The sequence below is a fragment of the Mesorhizobium sp. WSM4808 genome, from assembly GCF_055811675.1.
Genome location: NZ_JBVVQX010000005.1, coordinates 308,037 through 325,623 on the forward strand (window position 1 = coordinate 308,037; position 17,587 = coordinate 325,623).

Sequence of the window (17,587 nt, forward strand, 5' to 3'; positions counted from 1 at the left end):
GAGGTTCGCATGAGTATGCGGATTATAAGTCTATAACTCGGATCTTCGTCTTCGGGCGGCGATTGACCTCCTCGACGAAGTCGTCATCCCACACGGGACCTGAGAGAAGATATTCCGCAAGCGAAGGTGTTGCGCCGACCAGTCGGTCGTAGTCCTCGGGGGAGAGTACGACAGCAGTTGGCTTTCCGCGCACCGTGATGGTTTGTGGCCCTTGTTCCCGCGCCTGCCGTACGAGTTTCGACAGATTGTTCTTCGCGTCCTTAAGATGCCAGTTCAAGGGCACTACTCGCTAGATGGCTTCGCTAGTCATATACCAGATGCCGTTGAAGCATGGCAGGGTTTCCGCTCGAACAGATGTGTTCGCCAGTTCCGGACATGGGTTGGAAGCTATTGGCAGCGAGAATCTATAGCCTCTTTCGGCGGCAGATCGCAAACCATCGGGGATTGGCCTAAACATCTCTCTCGTCGTCATCCACGGGCGGAGCAAGGAGCGCAGCGACGCAGCGCAGACCCGAGGATCCATGCCGCGACATCTGCCGAAGAATGCAGCGGAACAGAATTCTGCACCGCTGCATTTTCCTTGTCGTCACGGCATGGATCCTAGGGTCTGCGCTCCGCTTCGCGTCGCTCCGCCCTAGGATGACGAAGGTGTGGTGGCCTGCAGCCAATCGAATATGTTGGAATTTAGCGACTAGAGACCGGTCTGTGCATCGGAACTATCGGCTGCCGAAGATCGCCGAACCGACGCGGACGCTGGTGGCGCCGAAGGCGATCGCGGTCTCATAATCGCCGGACATGCCCATCGACAGTCTGGCGACGCCGGCCTCATGCCCAAGCTTTTCCAGCAGGGCGAAGTGGGGGCCGGGGTTCTCGTCGGCCGGCGGGATGCACATCAGGCCCTCGATGGCGAGGCCATGCACCTCGCGGCAGCGGGTGACGAACGCCACTGCCTCGCGTGGCTCGATGCCTGCCTTCTGCGGCTCGGAGCCGGTGTTGACCTGGACATAGAGCTTTGGCGCACGGCCCTGTTTGGCGATCTCCTTGGCGAGTTCGACGGCGATCTTCTCGCGATCGACCGTCTCGATGACGTCGAACAGCGCTACCGCTTCCCTAGCCTTGTTGGATTGCAGCGGGCCGATCAGATGCAGTTCGATGTCGGGAAATGCGTCCTTCAGGTCAGGCCATTTGGCTTGCGCCTCCTGCACCCGGTTTTCGCCGAAGACGCGCTGGCCGGCCTCGATGACCGGGCCGATGTCGGCAGCGTCAAAGGTCTTTGAGACTGCGACCAGCGTCACGGCGCCGGTTTCGCGGCCGGCCTCGCGCTCGGCGGCGTCGATCTTCGCCTTGACCGCGAAAAACTGCTGAACGGCATCGCCCATATGCAAATCCTGCTGTTTTGACCGGCGTTTTTGTCAGACGCGATACCCATATGGTTGACGGGTTTGCCAAACCATGGTGAACACCCGGACCACATTCCCTGAACTGCCGAGCCGTCGCCCGCAGTTCGCGCATGCTTTTAAGTGAAAAACGTACCATGGCAACCGAACGATACAATCCGCGCGCGTCAGAGCCCAAATGGCAGAAGGCCTGGGACGCCAAGAAGCTGTTCGAAGCGCACAATGACGATCCGCGCCCGAAATACTATGTGCTGGAGATGTTCCCCTATCCGTCGGGGCGCATCCATATCGGTCATACCCGCAATTACACGATGGGCGACGTGGTGGCGCGCTACAAGCGGGCCAAGGGTTTCAACGTGCTGCACCCGATGGGCTGGGACGCCTTCGGCATGCCGGCCGAAAACGCGGCGATGCAGAACAAGGTCCATCCCAAGGAGTGGACCTACCAGAACATCGCCACCATGCGCGAGCAGCTCAAGGTCATGGGGCTGTCGCTGGACTGGGCGCGCGAATTCGCCACCTGTGACGTCGACTATTACCACCGCCAGCAGATGCTGTTCCTCGATTTTGTCGAGAAGGGGCTGGTGACGCGCAAATCCTCCAAGGTCAACTGGGATCCGGAGGACATGACGGTGCTCGCCAACGAGCAGGTCATCGACGGGCGCGGCTGGCGCTCGGGCGCGCTGGTCGAACAGCGCGAACTGACGCAGTGGTTCTTCAAGATCACCGATTTCGCGCAGGATCTGCTGGATTCGCTCGACGGCCTCGACGAATGGCCGGAAAAAGTGAAGCTGATGCAGCAGAACTGGATCGGCCGCTCGGAAGGCCTGCTGATCCGTTGGCCTCTGGCCGACGCCTCTGATGGCGAGCATGAGCTGGAAGTCTATACGACAAGGCCCGACACCATCTTCGGCGCTTCCTTCATGGCTGTCGCCGCCGATCATCCGTTGGCCAAGAAGGCCGCTGCGCACAATCCGGCGCTGGCGAAGTTCATCGACGATATAGGCCATATGGGCACCTCGGTGGCGGCGCTGGAGACAGCTGAGAAGAAGGGTTTCGACACCGGCCTCCGCGTCGTCCATCCGTTTGACGACAACTGGACGCTGCCGGTCTATGTCGCCAATTTCGTGCTGATGGAATACGGCACCGGCGCCATTTTCGGCTGTCCGTCCGGCGACCAGCGCGACCTCGACTTCGCCAACAAATACGGCCTGCCGGTGATTCCGGTGGTGATGCCGGAAGGCGAGAATCCGGCGACGTTCCAGATCATCGACGAAGCCTATGTCGATGACGGCGTGATGATCAATTCGCGCTTTCTCGACGGCATGAAGCCGGATCAGGCTTTCGACGAAGTCGCCAAACTGCTGGAGCAGAAGACCATCGGCAACCGGCCGATGGCCGAGCGCAAGGTGAATTTCCGCCTGCGCGACTGGGGCATTTCGCGCCAGCGCTACTGGGGCTGCCCGATCCCGATGATCCATTGCGAGGCTTGCGGCGTGGTGCCGGTGCCGAAGGTGGACCTGCCGGTGAAGCTGCCCGACGATGTCGATTTCGATCGCCCGGGCAATCCGCTCGACCGGCATCCGACATGGCGCCATGTGAAATGTCCGCAATGCGGCAGGGATGCGCGGCGCGAAACCGACACGATGGACACGTTCGTCGATTCGTCGTGGTACTTTGCCCGCTTCACCGCGCCGTGGGCGCATGAACCGACCGATCCCAAGGCGGCCAACGAATGGCTGCCGGTCGACCAGTATATTGGCGGGATCGAGCACGCGATCCTGCATCTGCTCTATTCGCGCTTCTTCACCCGCGCCATGCGCGAGGCCGGCCATGTCGATCTGGCCGAGCCGTTCAAGGGCCTGTTCACGCAAGGCATGGTGGTGCACGAAACCTATCGCGTCGGCTCGGCATCGAATGGCCGCTGGCTGGCGCCCACCGAAGTTCGGCTGGAGGACGTCGACGGCAAGCGCAGCGCCATCGACATCGCCACCGGCGAGGCCGTCACCATCGGCCCGCTGGAAAAGATGTCGAAATCGAAAAAGAACACGGTGAGCCCGGAAGACATCACCGATGGCTACGGCGCCGATACGGCGCGCTGGTTCATGCTGTCCGATTCTCCTCCCGAGCGCGATGTCGAGTGGACCGACGATGGCGCTGCCGGTGCGCATCGCTTCATCCAGCGCATCTGGCGCCTGGTGTCGACGGCGGCCGAAACACTGGCCGGCATCAAGCCCTTAGCGGCCAGCAGCGGCGAGGCCGCGGTGGTTTCCAAGGCCGCGCACAAGATCCTGAAGGCGGTCGGAGAAGATATCGAGAAGCTCGCTTTCAACCGCGCCATCGCCCGCATCTACGAACTGGCCAACGCGCTGACCACGCCGCTCAACGAAGTGGCCGAAGGCAAGGCCGACGCAGCGCTGAAAGGCGCCTGTCGGCAGGCGGTGGAGATTCTCGTGCATCTGATCGCGCCGATCATGCCGCATCTGGCCGAGGAGTGCTGGGCAACGCTTGGCGGCACCGATCTCGTTGCCGAACGGCCCTGGCCGGTCTTCGATCCGGCGCTGGTCGTCGACAACGAAGTCACCTATCCGGTACAGGTCAACGGCAAGAAGCGGGGGGATTTGACAATTGCCCGCGACGCGGACCAAGGTGCGGTCGAAAAAGCGGTATTGGCTCTCGACTTCGTGCAGAAAGCACTTGAAGGTAAGGCTCCGCGCAAGGTGATCATCGTGCCGCAGAGGATCGTCAATGTCGTTGCCTGATCGGGAAAAGACAGAGTTGAACCATTTGCTGCGCCGCATTGCGCTTGCCGGCCTGATAGGTTCGCTCGCGCTTGTCTCGGCCTGCACGGTGCGGCCGCTCTATTCGAGCGCGCCACTGTCGGGTTCGCAGGCCAGTGCCAGTGCCGAACTGGCGTTGATCGGCATCAAGCCGGTCAATACGCGTTACGGCCAACAGGTGCGCAACAATCTGATTTTCGGGTTTGGACGAGGCGCCGGCGAGCCGGCCTCGCCGGTCTATTCGCTCAATCTCGGCGTGACCGAAGCGGTCGAGTCCGCGGCACTCGTGCAGGTCGGAACGGATGAAGACGAACCGACCGCCGGTTCCGTGACGCTGACCGGCAGCTATACGCTGGCCGATGCGAAGACCGGCGTGGTGATCGCATCCGGCAAGCGTTCGATCACCTCGTCCTTCGACAGGCCGCGTCAGGAATTCGCCGCATACCGGGCGCAGATCGACGCCGAGAATCGCGCTGCGCGAGAGTTGGCGGAAGCGCTGCAGCTGTCCATTGCCCAGGACCTTGTCCGGCACGGCAAGACCGGGTAGCGCACCTCATCGCTTCACGGAAACGGTCCGGCGCCCCAGGCATGATGGGGTGATCGCGGGATCATGACCAGATTCTCGAACAGAGCCAGATTCCGAACAGGGATTGTCCGAAGATACCCATCGAGCTGCTGCGGCACGGCGAGTAGATCGCGCCACCGGCGTGGATGCGGCGAGACGACGATCGTGCCGTGTCGCTCGCAGATTACCACGAAGATTTTGGTCCCCAGGATGGTCGGCGATCCATCCGGGAAGCAACTGTTAACCACTCGCTCCCTATTGCTCGGCAGACATTTCAGAGTGAGTCTTGAGAATGGAAGCCAAGCGTTTTTCCCGGGTCAATTTATCGACGGCCGCATCGCCTGATGATCCCGAGGGGAAGCGCTCCGAGAGCATCGGCGACAGGGGTGGTCAGCGAGGTTCTTCCGCGGCAGGCGACCTTGATCGTCCGGCTCGCAAGGAGCCGGGCGGCCGGCAGCCCGCCACACGCCAGGCCGGCTATTCAGCGCCGGTGGTCGATCTCGGTGGCAACAAGCGGCCCTATATGGAGCCGCGGGGTGGCTCGGACGACACGCTTTCGAAAATCGGCGATATCGAGAGCCCTGCCTGGCAGGAATATTTCTTCCTTGCACCCAACGTGCGTTTTACACGCACGCCGGACTATGAGGCCAGGAAGCATCGTCCGCAGCACGAGCGTGTTGTCGAACACGCCGCGACGCGCCCGGCAGAGCAAGCCGTTGCGCAATCCATGATCGGCGGGGCGTCCTCCGCGCCTTCGCTGCTGGCATTGCCGGCTTCGGTGAAAAGCCCTGCTTCCCCGCCGCTGGCCGGCCGCGCCACACAAGGGCCACTGCCGCCGGCTGCTGCTTTTGTCCCTACGGCGCGCGCCAGGGAGAAGGTGCCAGCGGTTGCGCCGGTGCCGCCGAGGACGATCGCAACGGGACGGGCATCCGCGCGCGCGTCCGTTGCTCCGGGCGCCCCGATCAAAACCGAAAGGCTGCGCTGGCCGTATCTTTCGGATCATGCCTTCTTCGAGGCCATGGCACCCTATCTGGTCGACGTTTCGTCGCCGGCCCGGCAGACCGGTCCAGCGTCGCCTGCGCCGCTGGCCGTGGCGCCAGTCACCACTATGCCGATCGACATCCGCCCAGGGACCGATGCCACCGCGTTGTTTCGCGTCATCGACTGCCTTCCGGGCCAGGCCTTGAAGCCGTTGCCGGATGCTTGGCCGGCCAATTCGAACCAGGCCGTCGCCCAACCCGGCGTGCCGGCGAGCGATGCGCCGTCGCCGGTCCAGCCTGTCGCAATCCCAGCCGCCAAAAGCGACGCCGTTTCCGCGTCGGCCGCGCCAATTGTGAACGTCCCTGCCAGGGCCGTTGCCGCCCGCTCTGCGCGCTTGCCTGGGGCTGGAAAGGTCGTGCTGTCAACCGCGGGCGATCCCTATGAGCTTCCCTCGGAAGAGCTGTTGCAGCAGCCACCGGAGGGACAAGGCTTCTACATGTCGCAGGAGCGGCTCGAGCAGAACGCCGATCTGCTGGAAAGCGTGCTCGAAGACTTCGGCGTGCGTGGCGAGATCATTCATGTTCGCCCAGGCCCGGTGGTCACGCTCTATGAGTTCGAGCCGGCGCCGGGCGTCAAATCTTCCCGCGTTATCGGGCTTGCCGACGATATCGCCCGCTCCATGTCGGCGATTTCGGCGCGCGTCGCTGTCGTGCCTGGCCGCAACGTCATCGGCATCGAGCTCCCGAACGAAACGCGCGAAACCGTCTATTTCCGGGAGCTGATCGAATCGGAAGGCTTCCGCAAGACCAGCTGTAAGCTGGCGCTTTGTCTCGGCAAGACGATCGGCGGTGAGCCTGTTATCGCCGAGCTGGCGAAAATGCCGCATCTGCTGGTGGCCGGAACCACCGGCTCCGGCAAGTCGGTTGCCATCAACACCATGATCCTGTCGCTGCTCTACCGGCTGAAGCCGGAAGAATGCCGGCTGATCATGGTCGATCCCAAGATGCTCGAACTCTCCGTCTATGACGGCATCCCGCATCTTCTGACGCCCGTCGTCACGGACCCCAAAAAAGCCGTCACGGCGTTAAAATGGGCCGTGCGCGAAATGGAGGACCGTTATCGCAAGATGGCGCGGCTCGGTGTGCGCAACATCGATGGCTACAATGAGCGCGCCGCCACTGCCCGCGACAAGGGCGAGACGGTTGTCATGACCGTGCAGACCGGCTTCGAAAAAGGCACCGGCGAGCCGCTTTTCGAACAGCAGGAAATCGACCTTGCGCCGATGCCCTACATCGTCGTCATCGTCGATGAGATGGCTGACCTGATGATGGTTGCCGGCAAGGAGATCGAAGGCGCCATCCAGCGTCTGGCGCAGATGGCGCGCGCGGCCGGCATTCATCTGATCATGGCGACGCAGCGCCCCTCGGTCGATGTCATCACGGGCACGATCAAGGCCAATTTTCCGACCCGGATTTCCTTCCAGGTAACATCCAAGATCGACAGCCGCACCATCCTGGGCGAACAGGGGGCCGAACAGCTGCTTGGCCAGGGCGACATGCTGCACATGATGGGTGGCGGGCGCATTTCGCGCGTGCACGGGCCCTTTGTTTCCGACGCGGAGGTCGAGCATGTCGTGGCGCATCTGAAGGCGCAGGGCCGCCCAGAATATCTGGAAACCGTGACAGCCGACGAGGATGAGGAAGAAATCGAAGACGACCAGGCGGTCTTCGACAAGGGATCCGTTGCAGCCGAAGACAGCGATGCCATCTACGACGAGGCGGTCAAGGTGGTGGTGCGCGACAAGAAGTGTTCGACGTCCTACATCCAGCGGCGCCTGGGCATCGGCTACAACCGCGCCGCATCCCTGGTCGAGCGCATGGAAAAGGAAGGATTGGTCGGCGCACCCAACCATGTCGGCAAACGCGAAATCATCATGGGACGGCGCCAGCAGGCGACCGCGCCTGACGATGACAGTGCGGACTGAGCGGCGGACCCTTGGCGCCTGAAGCACATTAAAAAAGGCCGGTCACCCGGCCTTTTTCAGTTGAAAGTGGTGCGGCTTCAGCCGATCTTCTGGCCGGTCTTTGCCCAGTCGGCGAGGAACTGTTCCAGGCCCTTGTCGGTCAGCGGGTGCTTGACCAGCGCCTTCAGGGTCGCCGGGGGGGCGGTCACGACATCGGCGCCGATGAGGGCCGCCTGCTTGACGTGGTTCACGGTGCGCACCGAAGCGACGAGGATCTCAGTCTGGAAATCGTAATTGTCGTAGATCTGCCTGATCTCCTGGATCAGCTCCATGCCGTCGATGCCGATGTCGTCGACGCGGCCGACGAAGGGCGAGATGAACGAGGCACCGGCCTTGGCCGCCAGCAGCGCCTGGTTGGCCGAAAAGCACAGCGTGACGTTGACCAGGCGGTTCATCTCGGTGCGGATCGTCTTGCAGGCCTTGAGACCGTCCAGCGTCAGCGGCACCTTGATGCAGACATTGTCGGCGATCTTGGCCAGAACCTTGGCCTGCTGCATCATCTCGGAATATTCAGTGGCGGTGACTTCAGCCGAGACCGGACCCTTGACGATGTCGCAAATCTCTTTGGTGACGTCGGCGATCTTGCCGCCGGATTTGAGGATCAGCGACGGATTGGTGGTGACGCCGTCGAGCAGCCCCAGATCGTTCAGCTCACGGATATCCTTGACGTCGGCGGTGTCGACAAAAAATTTCATGGCGGGTCTCCTGAAGATTTTCATGTGCATGTCATGCACATTCGGGGTCGGCCTTTGATCTAGACCAAAGTCAGGGCAAGGTCACGCCTCATGATCGAAGATTCGCCCTTTGTCGCAGCCGCACCGGTGCTGGTGCCGATGCCCGCCGAACGCCCCTACACCTATGCCGTGCCGGCCGGCATGCGCGTGGTGCCGGGCTCGATCGTGCGCGTGCCGCTCGGGCCGCGGCAGGTCGCCGGCATCGTCTGGGACGGCGCGGTCGAGAAGGTCGACGCGAAAAAGCTGCGCCCCATCGAACAGGTCTTCGACTGCCCGCCGATCGACCGAGCGATGCGCCGTTTCGTCGACTGGGTGGCGCAGTACACGCTGTCGCCTCCGGGCATGGTGGCGCGCATGCTGCTCAGGGCGCCGGAGGCTTTCGACCCCGAACCGTGGATCGAAGGGCTGCAGCGCACGCTTCTCGCACCCGACCGGATGACGGGCGCCAGGCAGCGTGTGCTGGAGACGGCCGAAGGCGGCCTTGCCTGGACGCGCTCCGGCCTCGCTCACGCCGCCGGCGTGTCGTCGACGGTGATCGACGGGCTGAGGGCGCAAGGCGTGTTCGAGACCGTGATGATCCCGCCGCGCCCGGTCGTGGCCGCGCCCGATCCCGGCTACACCATTCCTGAACTGATGCCGGACCAGAGCGACGCGGCGCAGATGCTGCGCGCCAATGTCGCAGCCGGCGTGTTCAACGTCGCGCTGCTCGACGGCGTCACCGGATCCGGTAAGACCGAGGTCTATTTCGAGGCGGTGGCGGCTGCGCTCGACCAGGGCAGGCAGGTGCTGATCCTGCTGCCGGAAATCGCGCTGACGCATGCCTTTCTCGAGCGCTTCCAGCAGCGCTTCGGCGCCAAGCCGGGCGAATGGCATTCCGACCTGCCGCCGCGGATGCGCGAGCGGGTTTGGCGGCAAGTGGCGGAGGGCGGTGTGCGGGTCGTCGCCGGCGCGCGCTCGGCGCTGTTCCTGCCGTTCAAGGAGCTCGGCCTGATCGTCGTCGACGAGGAGCACGACCCTGCCTACAAGCAGGAGGACCGCGTCTTCTACAATGCGCGTGATATGGCCGTGGTGCGCGGCCATATCGGCAGCTTTCCGGTGGTGCTGGCGTCGGCGACGCCGTCGGTCGAAAGCCGGGTCAATGCCAGCCAGGGCCGCTACAACAGGGCCGTGCTCTCAGCTCGCTTCGCCGAGGCGGCACTTCCGCATCTGAAGGCGGTCGACATGCGGCGCGCACCGCCGGCGCGCGGTGGCTTCCTGTCGCCGGTGCTGCTCGACCAGATGCGCCAGACGCTGGAGAGGCAGGAGCAGTCGCTGCTGTTCCTCAACCGGCGCGGCTATGCGCCGCTGACGCTGTGCCGGGTCTGCGGCCACCGCTTCGGCTGCCCGGTCTGCTCGGCCTGGCTGGTCGAGCATCGCTTTCGCGGCCAGCTCGTCTGCCATCATTGCGGGCACAATGAGCGCCGCCCCGAAGCCTGCCCGGAATGCGGCACGCTCGACCATCTGGTCGCCTGCGGGCCGGGTGTCGAGCGCATCGCCGAAGAGGTCGTGACGCATTTTCCCGACGCGCGTACCATCGTCTTGTCGTCGGACCTGATGGGCGGCGTGCGGCGGCTGCGGCTGGAGCTGGAGGCGATCGCCGATGGCGAGGCCGACATCGTCATCGGCACGCAGCTCGTCGCCAAGGGCCACAACTTTCCCAACATGACCCTGGTCGGCGTCGTCGATGCCGATCTCGGCCTTGCCAATGGCGATCCGCGCGCCGCAGAGCGGACGTTCCAGCTGCTCAGTCAGGTCACCGGCCGCGCCGGCCGAACCGGCAAGAAAAGCCTTGGCCTGCTGCAGACTTTTCAGCCCGAGCATCCGGTGATGCGGGCAATCGTCTCCGGCGACGCCGAGGCTTTTTACGAGCGCGAAATTGCCGAGCGCGAACGGGCTGCCCTGCCGCCCTTCGGCCGGCTCGCGGGTGTCATCGTCAGTGCGGTGACACGAGCGGAAGCCGAAGGCCACGCACGCGGCCTGCGCCGCGCCGCGCCCGAGGCAACAGATCTGTTCGTGCTGGGGCCGGCGGAGGCGCCGCTGTCCCTGCTCGGCGGCCGCCACCGCTTCCGCCTGCTGATCCAGGGCGAACGGCGCGCCGACATGCAAGGTTTTATCAGGGCCATGCTGGCCAACGGGCCGAAGCAGCGCGGCTCGGTCAGGGTGCAGATCGACATCGACCCGCAGAGCTTTTTGTAAGGTCGCGCTTTCAGCGATAAGTTGCCCGCAAGCGAGCGAGGAACGGAATATCATATGAAAACCCTCGGCCTTCTGGGCGGCATGAGTTGGGAATCGACCGCCATCTATTACCGGCTGCTCAACGAGATCGTGCGCGATCGGCTGGGCGGGCTGCATTCGGCGAAACTTCTGCTCTGGTCATTCGACTTCGCCGAAATCGCCGAGCGGCAGCATCATGGCGACTGGGATGGCGCCGGTGTGCTTCTCGTCGAAGCCGCACGCAAGCTCGAGGCCGGCGGCGCGGAGGGTCTGCTTTTGTGCACCAACACCATGCACAGACTGGCCGACCAAGTGCAGGCGTCGGTGTCGATCCCGCTGATCCACATCGCCGATGCCACCGCGGTGGCGGTCAAGCGCGCCGGCATGCAGCGTCCGGCACTGCTGGCGACGCGCTTCACCATGGAGCAGGATTTCTACAAGGGCCGGCTCGCCGACAGATTTGGCTTGAACCCTGTCGTACCCGATAGTGCCGGGCGCGACATGGTCCATCGCGTCATCTACGACGAGTTGTGCCAGGGCATCGTCAAGGAGACTTCAAAGGCGGCCTATATCGCCGAGACCGAGCGCCTGCGCCGCGACGAGGCGGCCGACAGCGTCATCATGGGCTGCACCGAGATCACCATGCTCATAGGCCAGCTGGATTTCGACATCCCGGTCTTCGACACGACGCGCATCCATGCCGAAGCGGCTGTGGCATTCGCGTTCGGTTGATGCGCGCCGCCTAAAGTGCGTGGATCCATCTGGCGCGCTTCTTTTCCTCCGCTAGAATGCCCGGAATTTCAAAACAGGCATTTCGAGGGGACAAGATGGATTTTGCGCTTCCATGGCCGACGAGCCAGGGCGAATGGCTGGCCTGGTCGAGCGCCGTCTTCACCGTGCTGCTCGGTCTTTTGTTTTTTCTGGCCCCTGGCCTCGCCTTCCGTGCCCTGCGCTTGCAGGTCAAACCAGAGAAGGCTGCGGCGATCGCCGAGGGGCGCGGCAGGATGTCGGGCTTCTATCTCGGCGTCGGACTGTGCTGTATCCTGCTGGCGCAGCCGCTGATCTACATGGCGCTTGGCTTCTCCTGGCTGTTCACCGCCTTCGGCCGGCTGCTGTCGATGATGTCGGATGGCGCCAACACGCCTTTCAATTGGGTTTCCATCGTGGTGGAATTGGTGCTGGCGGCATTGCCGCTCGCCTTTGCCTTCGGCTTTCTGCCTTGAATCGTTGGGTATTCCGCGATGGAAGGCGGGCGACTTTCGCCGGATGCGACAATAGTGCCTGAAAACCATGCGGAACGACGCATTGCGGTCTTAAAATGCCTGTGCTAGACGGCAATCGACTTTCGGCCGGGGATAGCGGAAGCCGCGCCTCCGTGCTCGAAAAAATGCAGTAAGGTCAAAGATTTAGCCAGAGTTTTTGCTCGCGCCAACAATCTACGGCCTGTCAGACAAGAGAAAAGACGGTCCGTGGCTCAATCGTCATCGCCAATCTCAGGTGTCGCAGAACGCTATGCGGGTTCGCTGTTCGAACTCGCCCTGCAGGCAAATTCCGTGGCCAAGGTCGAAGCCGACCTCAACAGCTTCGAAGCCATGCTCGCGGGCAGCGCCGACCTTACCCGACTGATCAACAGCCCGGCGTTCTCCAGCGAGGACCAGGCCAAGGCCATCGCGGCGATCGCCGACAAGGCCGGGATTGCCGGCCTCACCGGCAATTTCCTGCGCGTCGTCGCCCGTAATCGCCGTCTGTTCGCCATTCCCGGCATGATCAGGGCGTTCCGCCAGATATCAGCCGAACATCGTGGCGAAACCGCTGCTGAAGTCACGTCGGCTCACGAGCTGACGGCTGCCCAGCAGACCGAACTCAAGGCGACGCTGAAGAGCGTTGCCGGCAAGGACGTGGCCATCTCCGTTACCGTCGATCCGTCGCTGCTCGGCGGGCTGGTGGTCAAGATGGGCTCGCGCCAGATCGATACGTCGCTCAAAACCAAACTCAATTCGCTCAAGCTTGCACTGAAAGAGGTCGGCTGATGGACATCCGCGCCGCGGAAATTTCCGCAATTCTGAAAGACCAGATCAAGAATTTCGGCAAGGAGGCCGAGGTCTCCGAAGTCGGACAGGTGTTGTCCGTCGGTGACGGTATCGCCCGTGTCTACGGCCTCGACAATGTCCAGGCCGGCGAAATGGTCGAATTCCCCGGCGGCATCCGCGGCATGGCGCTCAACCTCGAAGCCGACAATGTGGGCGTCGTCATCTTCGGCGCCGACCGCGACATCAAGGAAGGCGACATCGTCAAGCGCACCGGCGCCATCGTCGACGTCCCCGTCGGCCCCGGTCTGCTCGGCCGCGTCGTCGACGCGCTCGGCAATCCGATCGACGGCAAGGGTCCGATCAAGGCGGTCGAGCGCAAGCGCGTCGACGTCAAGGCGCCCGGCATCATTCCGCGCAAATCGGTGAACGAGCCGATGTCGACGGGCCTCAAGGCCATCGATGCGCTGATCCCGGTCGGCCGCGGCCAGCGCGAGCTGGTCATCGGCGATCGCCAGACCGGCAAGACCGCCATCATCCTCGACACGATGCTCAACCAGAAGTCGGTGCACGACAACGGCCCCGAGAAGGAAAAGCTCTACTGCGTCTACGTCGCCGTCGGCCAGAAGCGCTCGACCGTCGCGCAGTTCGTCAAGGTGCTGGAAGAGCGCGGCGCGCTCGAATACTCGATCATCGTCGCCGCCACCGCTTCCGATCCGGCGCCGATGCAGTTCCTGGCGCCGTTCGCCGGCGCCACCATGGGCGAATACTTCCGCGACAATGGCATGCACGCGCTGATCAGCTACGACGATCTGTCGAAGCAGGCCGTCGCCTATCGCCAGATGTCGCTGCTGCTGCGCCGCCCGCCGGGCCGCGAAGCCTATCCGGGCGACGTCTTCTACCTGCACTCGCGCCTGCTCGAGCGCGCCGCCAAGCTCAACGACGATCTGGGCGGTGGTTCGCTGACCGCGCTGCCGATCATCGAGACGCAGGCCAACGACGTGTCGGCCTACATCCCGACCAACGTGATCTCGATCACCGACGGCCAGATCTTCCTCGAGACCAACCTGTTCTTCCAGGGCATCCGTCCTGCGGTGAACGTCGGTCTGTCGGTCAGCCGCGTCGGTTCGGCCGCGCAGATCAAGGCGATGAAGCAGGTTGCCGGCTCGATCAAGGGCGAGCTCGCGCAGTACCGCGAAATGGCGGCCTTCGCGCAGTTCGGCTCGGATCTCGACGCCGCCACGCAGCGCCTGCTCAACCGCGGATCGCGCCTCACCGAACTCCTGAAGCAGCCGCAGTTCTCGCCGCTGAAGACGGAAGAGCAGGTCGCGGTGATCTTCGCCGGCGTCAACGGCTATCTCGACAAGCTGCCGGTCAACCAGGTCGGCAAGTTCGAGCATGGCCTGCTCAGCCACATGCGTTCGGCCGGCAAGGACGTCCTCGATGCCATCCGCAAGGAAAAGGCGCTGTCGGACGATCTGCGCGCCAAGCTGAAGGCCGAGATCGACGCTTTCGCCAAGACCTTCGCCTGAGCGAATTGCCAGTCGGGATGAGACAAGACGGGATCAGGTTTGAAGCATGCCTTCATTAAAAGACCTTCGTAACCGTATCGCCTCGGTCAAGGCGACGCAGAAGATCACCAAGGCGATGCAGATGGTCGCCGCGGCGAAGCTGCGCCGTGCGCAAGAGGCCGCGGAAGCGGCGCGCCCCTATTCGGAGCGCATGGGTTCCGTGCTGGCCAACATCACCCAGGCAATCGGCGGCGGCGGCGATGCCCCGGCGCTGATGACCGGCACCGGCAAGGACGACGTGCACCTGCTCGTCGTCTGCACCGCCGAGCGCGGCCTGTGCGGCGGCTTCAATTCACAGATCGCCCGCCTTGCCCGCGACCATATTCGCAAGCTTTTGGCGGACGGCAAGCAGGTCAAGATCATCTGCGTCGGCAAGAAGGGTTTCGACATCCTGCGCCGCGACTATGCATCGATGATCATCGACCGCGTCGATCTGCGCGAGGTCAAGACACTCGGCTTCGTCAATGCCGATGCGATCGCCAAGAAGGTCATCCACCTCTTCAACGAAGGTGGCTTCGACATCTGCACGCTGTTCTATTCGCAGTTCAAGTCGGTGATCAGCCAGATCCCGACCGCGCAGCAGATCATTCCGGCCGGCGTTGCTTCGGCTCCGGCCGAGGCGATCGATGGCGGCAACGCTGTCTACGAATATGAGCCGGAGCCGGGCGAAATCCTCTCCGACCTCATTCCGCGCAACATCTCCGTGCAGGTTTTCCGGGCGCTGCTCGAAAATGTGGCCGGCGAAATGGGCGCCAAGATGAGCGCCATGGACAATGCGACGCGCAACGCCGGCGACATGATCAACAAGCTGTCGATCACCTACAACCGCCAGCGGCAGGCGCAGATCACCAAGGAACTGATCGAAATCATTTCGGGCGCCGAGGCGCTCTAGGCGTGGTTCGCGGGTCATCGACCCGCGACTGGACCGCGTGAGAAACAAAGGACGAAAAAGGGTAAAGACGATGGCGAAAGCAGCGACCCCCAAGACGGCAGCCCCCAAGGCCGCTGCCGCGAAGACCGCAGCCCCCGCGAAGGCGGCAAAGGCTCCAGCAGCAGCCGCGAAGGCGGCCCCGGCCAAGGCGGCAGCACCGGTGAAGGCCGCTGCTGCCAAGACATCGGCAGTGGCCAGCAAGGCAACCGGCGTTGCCGGCAAGGTTCGCCAGGTCATCGGCGCCGTTGTCGACGTGCAGTTCGGCGATCACCTGCCGGCGATCCTGAACGCGCTCGAGACGACCAATGTCGGCAACCGCCTGGTGCTCGAAGTTGCCCAGCATCTGGGTGAAAACACCGTGCGCTGCATCGCCATGGACTCGACCGAAGGTCTGGTTCGCGGCCAGGAAGTGCGTGACACCGGCGCGCCGATCACCGTGCCGGTCGGCCCGGGCATGCTCGGCCGCATCATCAACGTCATCGGCGAGCCGGTCGACGAAGAAGGCCCGGTCGACGCGACCGAAATGCGCTCCATCCACCAGCCGGCTCCGACCTATGTCGAGCAGTCGACGGAAGCGCAGATCCTGATCACGGGCATCAAGGTGCTCGACCTCTTGGCTCCCTACGCCAAGGGCGGCAAGATCGGCCTGTTCGGCGGCGCCGGCGTCGGCAAGACCGTGCTGATCCAGGAACTGATCAACAACATCGCCAAGGCGCATGGCGGCTATTCGGTGTTCGCCGGCGTCGGCGAGCGCACCCGCGAAGGCAACGATCTGTATCACGAGTTCATCGAATCCGGCGTCAACAAGAAGGGCGGCGGCGAAGGCTCCAAGGCCGCACTCGTCTATGGCCAGATGAACGAGCCGCCGGGCGCGCGCGCCCGCGTCGGCCTGACCGGCCTGACGGTTGCGGAATATTTCCGCGACCAGGGTCAGGACGTGCTGTTCTTCGTCGACAACATCTTCCGCTTCACGCAGGCGGGTTCGGAAGTGTCGGCTCTGCTGGGCCGTATCCCGTCGGCGGTGGGCTATCAGCCGACGCTCGCCACCGACATGGGGGCGCTGCAGGAACGCATCACCACCACCACCAAGGGCTCGATCACGTCCGTGCAGGCCATCTACGTGCCCGCCGACGATCTGACCGATCCGGCGCCGGCGACCTCGTTCGCCCACCTTGACGCGACCACGACGTTGAACCGCGCCATCGCCGAAAAGGGCATCTATCCGGCGGTCGATCCGCTGGATTCGACCTCGCGCATGCTCGACCCGCTGGTCGTCGGCGACGAGCATTATGGCGTCGCCCGCCAGGTGCAGTCGATCCTCCAGCGCTACAAGTCGCTGCAGGACATCATCGCCATCCTGGGCATGGACGAGCTGTCGGAAGAGGACAAGCAGACCGTGGCCCGCGCCCGCAAGATCGAGCGCTTCCTGTCGCAGCCCTTCTTCGTCGCCGAAGTGTTCACCGGCGCGCCGGGCAAGCTGGTCGACCTCGCCGACACCATCAAGGGCTTCAAGGGCCTCTGCAACGGCGACTACGATCACCTTCCGGAAGCCGCCTTCTACATGGTCGGCGGCATCGAGGAAGCAGTCGAGAAGGCACAGCGCCTGGCGGCTGAAGCGGCGTAATCAAGCGAATAGCGAATAGGGAGTAGCGAATTGGGAATATGGGCCGGCGAATTCTTCTTCTGACTAATTCGCTACTCGCTATTCGCTATTCGCTAAATTGATCATGGCTGAAGCTTTCAAATTCGAACTGGTCTCGCCGGAGCGTCTGCTTGTTTCCGAGCAGGTCGAATCCGTCGTCATTCCGGGCGCCGAAGGCGAGATGACCGTCATGGCGCATCACGCGCCGGTCATGACCACGATCAAGCCGGGTGTCGTCACCGTGAAAACCGCGGCGGGCGGCGAAGAACGCTATGTGGTGTTCGGCGGCTTCGCCGACATCGTTCCGGCCGGCTGCACGCTGCTGGCGGAATCGGCTGTCGCGGTGAAGGATGTCGACCGCGCCGATCTCGCGCGCCGCATCCAGGAAGCCAAAGAAGACGCTGCCGACGCCAAGGACGACGAGGCTCGCAGCAAGGCGGAGCAGTTCCTTAGCCAGCTCACCACGCTGGAAGGCGCTATTCTTCCGGCTTGAAATTAGGTTTCGATGAAAGAGTAAAAAGCGGGGCCTTGCCTCGCTTTTTTGTTTGTTGGACAGTCGCGCTGCCTTGGGATGGGGGTGGGCCGGTGATGGAAGAAACAGCGCAACGAGAAACAGCCTCACGCTCCTGGTGGTCGACGGCCCTGGTGTCGGCCTTTGGCGGTCCATTCGGCGGATTTCTGTG

Annotated in this window: 14 protein-coding genes; 11 read left to right on the forward strand and 3 right to left on the reverse strand. The window is 63.4% G+C overall.

Annotated features, from left to right (window positions below):
- Positions 1 to 22: 22 nt before the first annotated feature.
- Positions 23 to 277 (reverse strand): type II toxin-antitoxin system Phd/YefM family antitoxin, encoded by a 255-nt coding sequence (locus AC0L2U_RS11495; RefSeq protein WP_127380713.1) that lies wholly within the window; start codon positions 275 to 277, stop codon positions 23 to 25.
- A 439-nt stretch (positions 278 to 716) separates the two neighbouring features.
- Positions 717 to 1,379, reverse strand: coding sequence for a YggS family pyridoxal phosphate-dependent enzyme (locus AC0L2U_RS11500; RefSeq protein WP_127380712.1), 663 nt, complete (start codon positions 1,377 to 1,379; stop codon positions 717 to 719).
- A 155-nt stretch (positions 1,380 to 1,534) separates the two neighbouring features.
- Between AC0L2U_RS11500 and leuS the strand changes: the two genes are divergently transcribed.
- The 3 genes from leuS to AC0L2U_RS11515 all read left to right on the forward strand — a co-directional run bounded on the left by leuS (position 1,535) and on the right by AC0L2U_RS11515 (position 7,707).
- Complete coding sequence (leuS, locus tag AC0L2U_RS11505) at positions 1,535 to 4,159, forward strand: leucine--tRNA ligase (RefSeq protein ID WP_473601937.1); 2,625 nt, start codon at positions 1,535 to 1,537, stop codon at positions 4,157 to 4,159.
- Positions 4,146 to 4,724, forward strand: coding sequence for an LPS assembly lipoprotein LptE (gene lptE, locus AC0L2U_RS11510; RefSeq protein ID WP_127269446.1), 579 nt, complete (start codon positions 4,146 to 4,148; stop codon positions 4,722 to 4,724). The genes leuS and lptE overlap by 14 nt, the downstream gene beginning before the upstream one ends.
- A gap of 310 nt (positions 4,725 to 5,034) precedes the next feature.
- The gene (locus AC0L2U_RS11515; protein WP_473601938.1) at positions 5,035 to 7,707 is read left to right on the forward strand and encodes a DNA translocase FtsK; all 2,673 of its coding nucleotides are present in this window, start codon (positions 5,035 to 5,037) and stop codon (positions 7,705 to 7,707) included.
- Positions 7,708 to 7,784: 77 nt separating this feature from the next.
- Here AC0L2U_RS11515 and fsa read toward each other — a convergent pair whose 3' ends face one another.
- Positions 7,785 to 8,441 carry a fructose-6-phosphate aldolase gene (fsa, locus tag AC0L2U_RS11520; protein WP_127270489.1) on the reverse strand — a complete coding sequence of 219 codons (657 nt, stop codon included), beginning with the start codon at positions 8,439 to 8,441 and terminating at the stop codon, positions 7,785 to 7,787.
- 90 nt (positions 8,442 to 8,531) lie between these two features.
- On the opposite strand from fsa, the gene AC0L2U_RS11525 reads away from it, so the two are divergent.
- The 8 genes from AC0L2U_RS11525 (at position 8,532) to AC0L2U_RS11560 (ending at position 17,397) form a co-directional block, all read left to right on the forward strand.
- On the forward strand, positions 8,532 to 10,715 hold the full coding sequence (locus AC0L2U_RS11525; RefSeq protein WP_128287928.1) for a primosomal protein N': 2,184 nt from the start codon (positions 8,532 to 8,534) through the stop codon (positions 10,713 to 10,715).
- Positions 10,716 to 10,769: 54 nt separating this feature from the next.
- Positions 10,770 to 11,465, forward strand: a complete 696-nt coding sequence (locus tag AC0L2U_RS11530) for an aspartate/glutamate racemase family protein (RefSeq protein WP_473601939.1) — start codon at positions 10,770 to 10,772, stop codon at positions 11,463 to 11,465.
- 95 nt (positions 11,466 to 11,560) lie between these two features.
- On the forward strand, positions 11,561 to 11,956 hold the full coding sequence (locus AC0L2U_RS11535; RefSeq protein ID WP_127322863.1) for an AGROH133_08824 family phage infection protein: 396 nt from the start codon (positions 11,561 to 11,563) through the stop codon (positions 11,954 to 11,956).
- 246 nt (positions 11,957 to 12,202) lie between these two features.
- Entirely contained in the window at positions 12,203 to 12,763 is a 561-nt protein-coding gene (locus AC0L2U_RS11540) for a F0F1 ATP synthase subunit delta (protein ID WP_292703439.1), read from the forward strand.
- Positions 12,763 to 14,292, forward strand: a complete 1,530-nt coding sequence (gene atpA / locus AC0L2U_RS11545) for a F0F1 ATP synthase subunit alpha (RefSeq protein WP_023811756.1) — start codon at positions 12,763 to 12,765, stop codon at positions 14,290 to 14,292. Before AC0L2U_RS11540 ends, atpA begins: the two co-directional genes overlap by 1 nt.
- A gap of 46 nt (positions 14,293 to 14,338) precedes the next feature.
- The gene (locus tag AC0L2U_RS11550) at positions 14,339 to 15,223 is read left to right on the forward strand and encodes a F0F1 ATP synthase subunit gamma (protein WP_127261419.1); all 885 of its coding nucleotides are present in this window, start codon (positions 14,339 to 14,341) and stop codon (positions 15,221 to 15,223) included.
- Between the two features lie 70 nt (positions 15,224 to 15,293).
- On the forward strand, positions 15,294 to 16,886 hold the full coding sequence (gene atpD, locus AC0L2U_RS11555) for a F0F1 ATP synthase subunit beta (protein ID WP_164873751.1): 1,593 nt from the start codon (positions 15,294 to 15,296) through the stop codon (positions 16,884 to 16,886).
- Positions 16,887 to 16,989: 103 nt separating this feature from the next.
- On the forward strand, positions 16,990 to 17,397 hold the full coding sequence (locus tag AC0L2U_RS11560; RefSeq protein WP_127267285.1) for a F0F1 ATP synthase subunit epsilon: 408 nt from the start codon (positions 16,990 to 16,992) through the stop codon (positions 17,395 to 17,397).
- Positions 17,398 to 17,587 lie beyond the last annotated feature (190 nt).

What these genes read in the sequence shown, in the direction of transcription:
- AC0L2U_RS11500 (WP_127380712.1), bottom strand. Translation starts at nt 1,379, where the DNA reads ATGGGCGATGCCGTTCAGCAGTTTTTCGCGGTCAAGGCGAAGATCGAC.
- leuS (WP_473601937.1), top strand. Translation starts at nt 1,535, where the DNA reads ATGGCAACCGAACGATACAATCCGCGCGCGTCAGAGCCCAAATGGCAG.
- lptE (WP_127269446.1), top strand. Translation starts at nt 4,146, where the DNA reads ATGTCGTTGCCTGATCGGGAAAAGACAGAGTTGAACCATTTGCTGCGC.
- AC0L2U_RS11515 (WP_473601938.1), top strand. Translation starts at nt 5,035, where the DNA reads ATGGAAGCCAAGCGTTTTTCCCGGGTCAATTTATCGACGGCCGCATCG.
- fsa (WP_127270489.1), bottom strand. Translation starts at nt 8,441, where the DNA reads ATGAAATTTTTTGTCGACACCGCCGACGTCAAGGATATCCGTGAGCTG.
- AC0L2U_RS11525 (WP_128287928.1), top strand. Translation starts at nt 8,532, where the DNA reads ATGATCGAAGATTCGCCCTTTGTCGCAGCCGCACCGGTGCTGGTGCCG.
- AC0L2U_RS11530 (WP_473601939.1), top strand. Translation starts at nt 10,770, where the DNA reads ATGAAAACCCTCGGCCTTCTGGGCGGCATGAGTTGGGAATCGACCGCC.
- AC0L2U_RS11535 (WP_127322863.1), top strand. Translation starts at nt 11,561, where the DNA reads ATGGATTTTGCGCTTCCATGGCCGACGAGCCAGGGCGAATGGCTGGCC.
- atpA (WP_023811756.1), top strand. Translation starts at nt 12,763, where the DNA reads ATGGACATCCGCGCCGCGGAAATTTCCGCAATTCTGAAAGACCAGATC.
- AC0L2U_RS11550 (WP_127261419.1), top strand. Translation starts at nt 14,339, where the DNA reads ATGCCTTCATTAAAAGACCTTCGTAACCGTATCGCCTCGGTCAAGGCG.
- atpD (WP_164873751.1), top strand. Translation starts at nt 15,294, where the DNA reads ATGGCGAAAGCAGCGACCCCCAAGACGGCAGCCCCCAAGGCCGCTGCC.
- AC0L2U_RS11560 (WP_127267285.1), top strand. Translation starts at nt 16,990, where the DNA reads ATGGCTGAAGCTTTCAAATTCGAACTGGTCTCGCCGGAGCGTCTGCTT.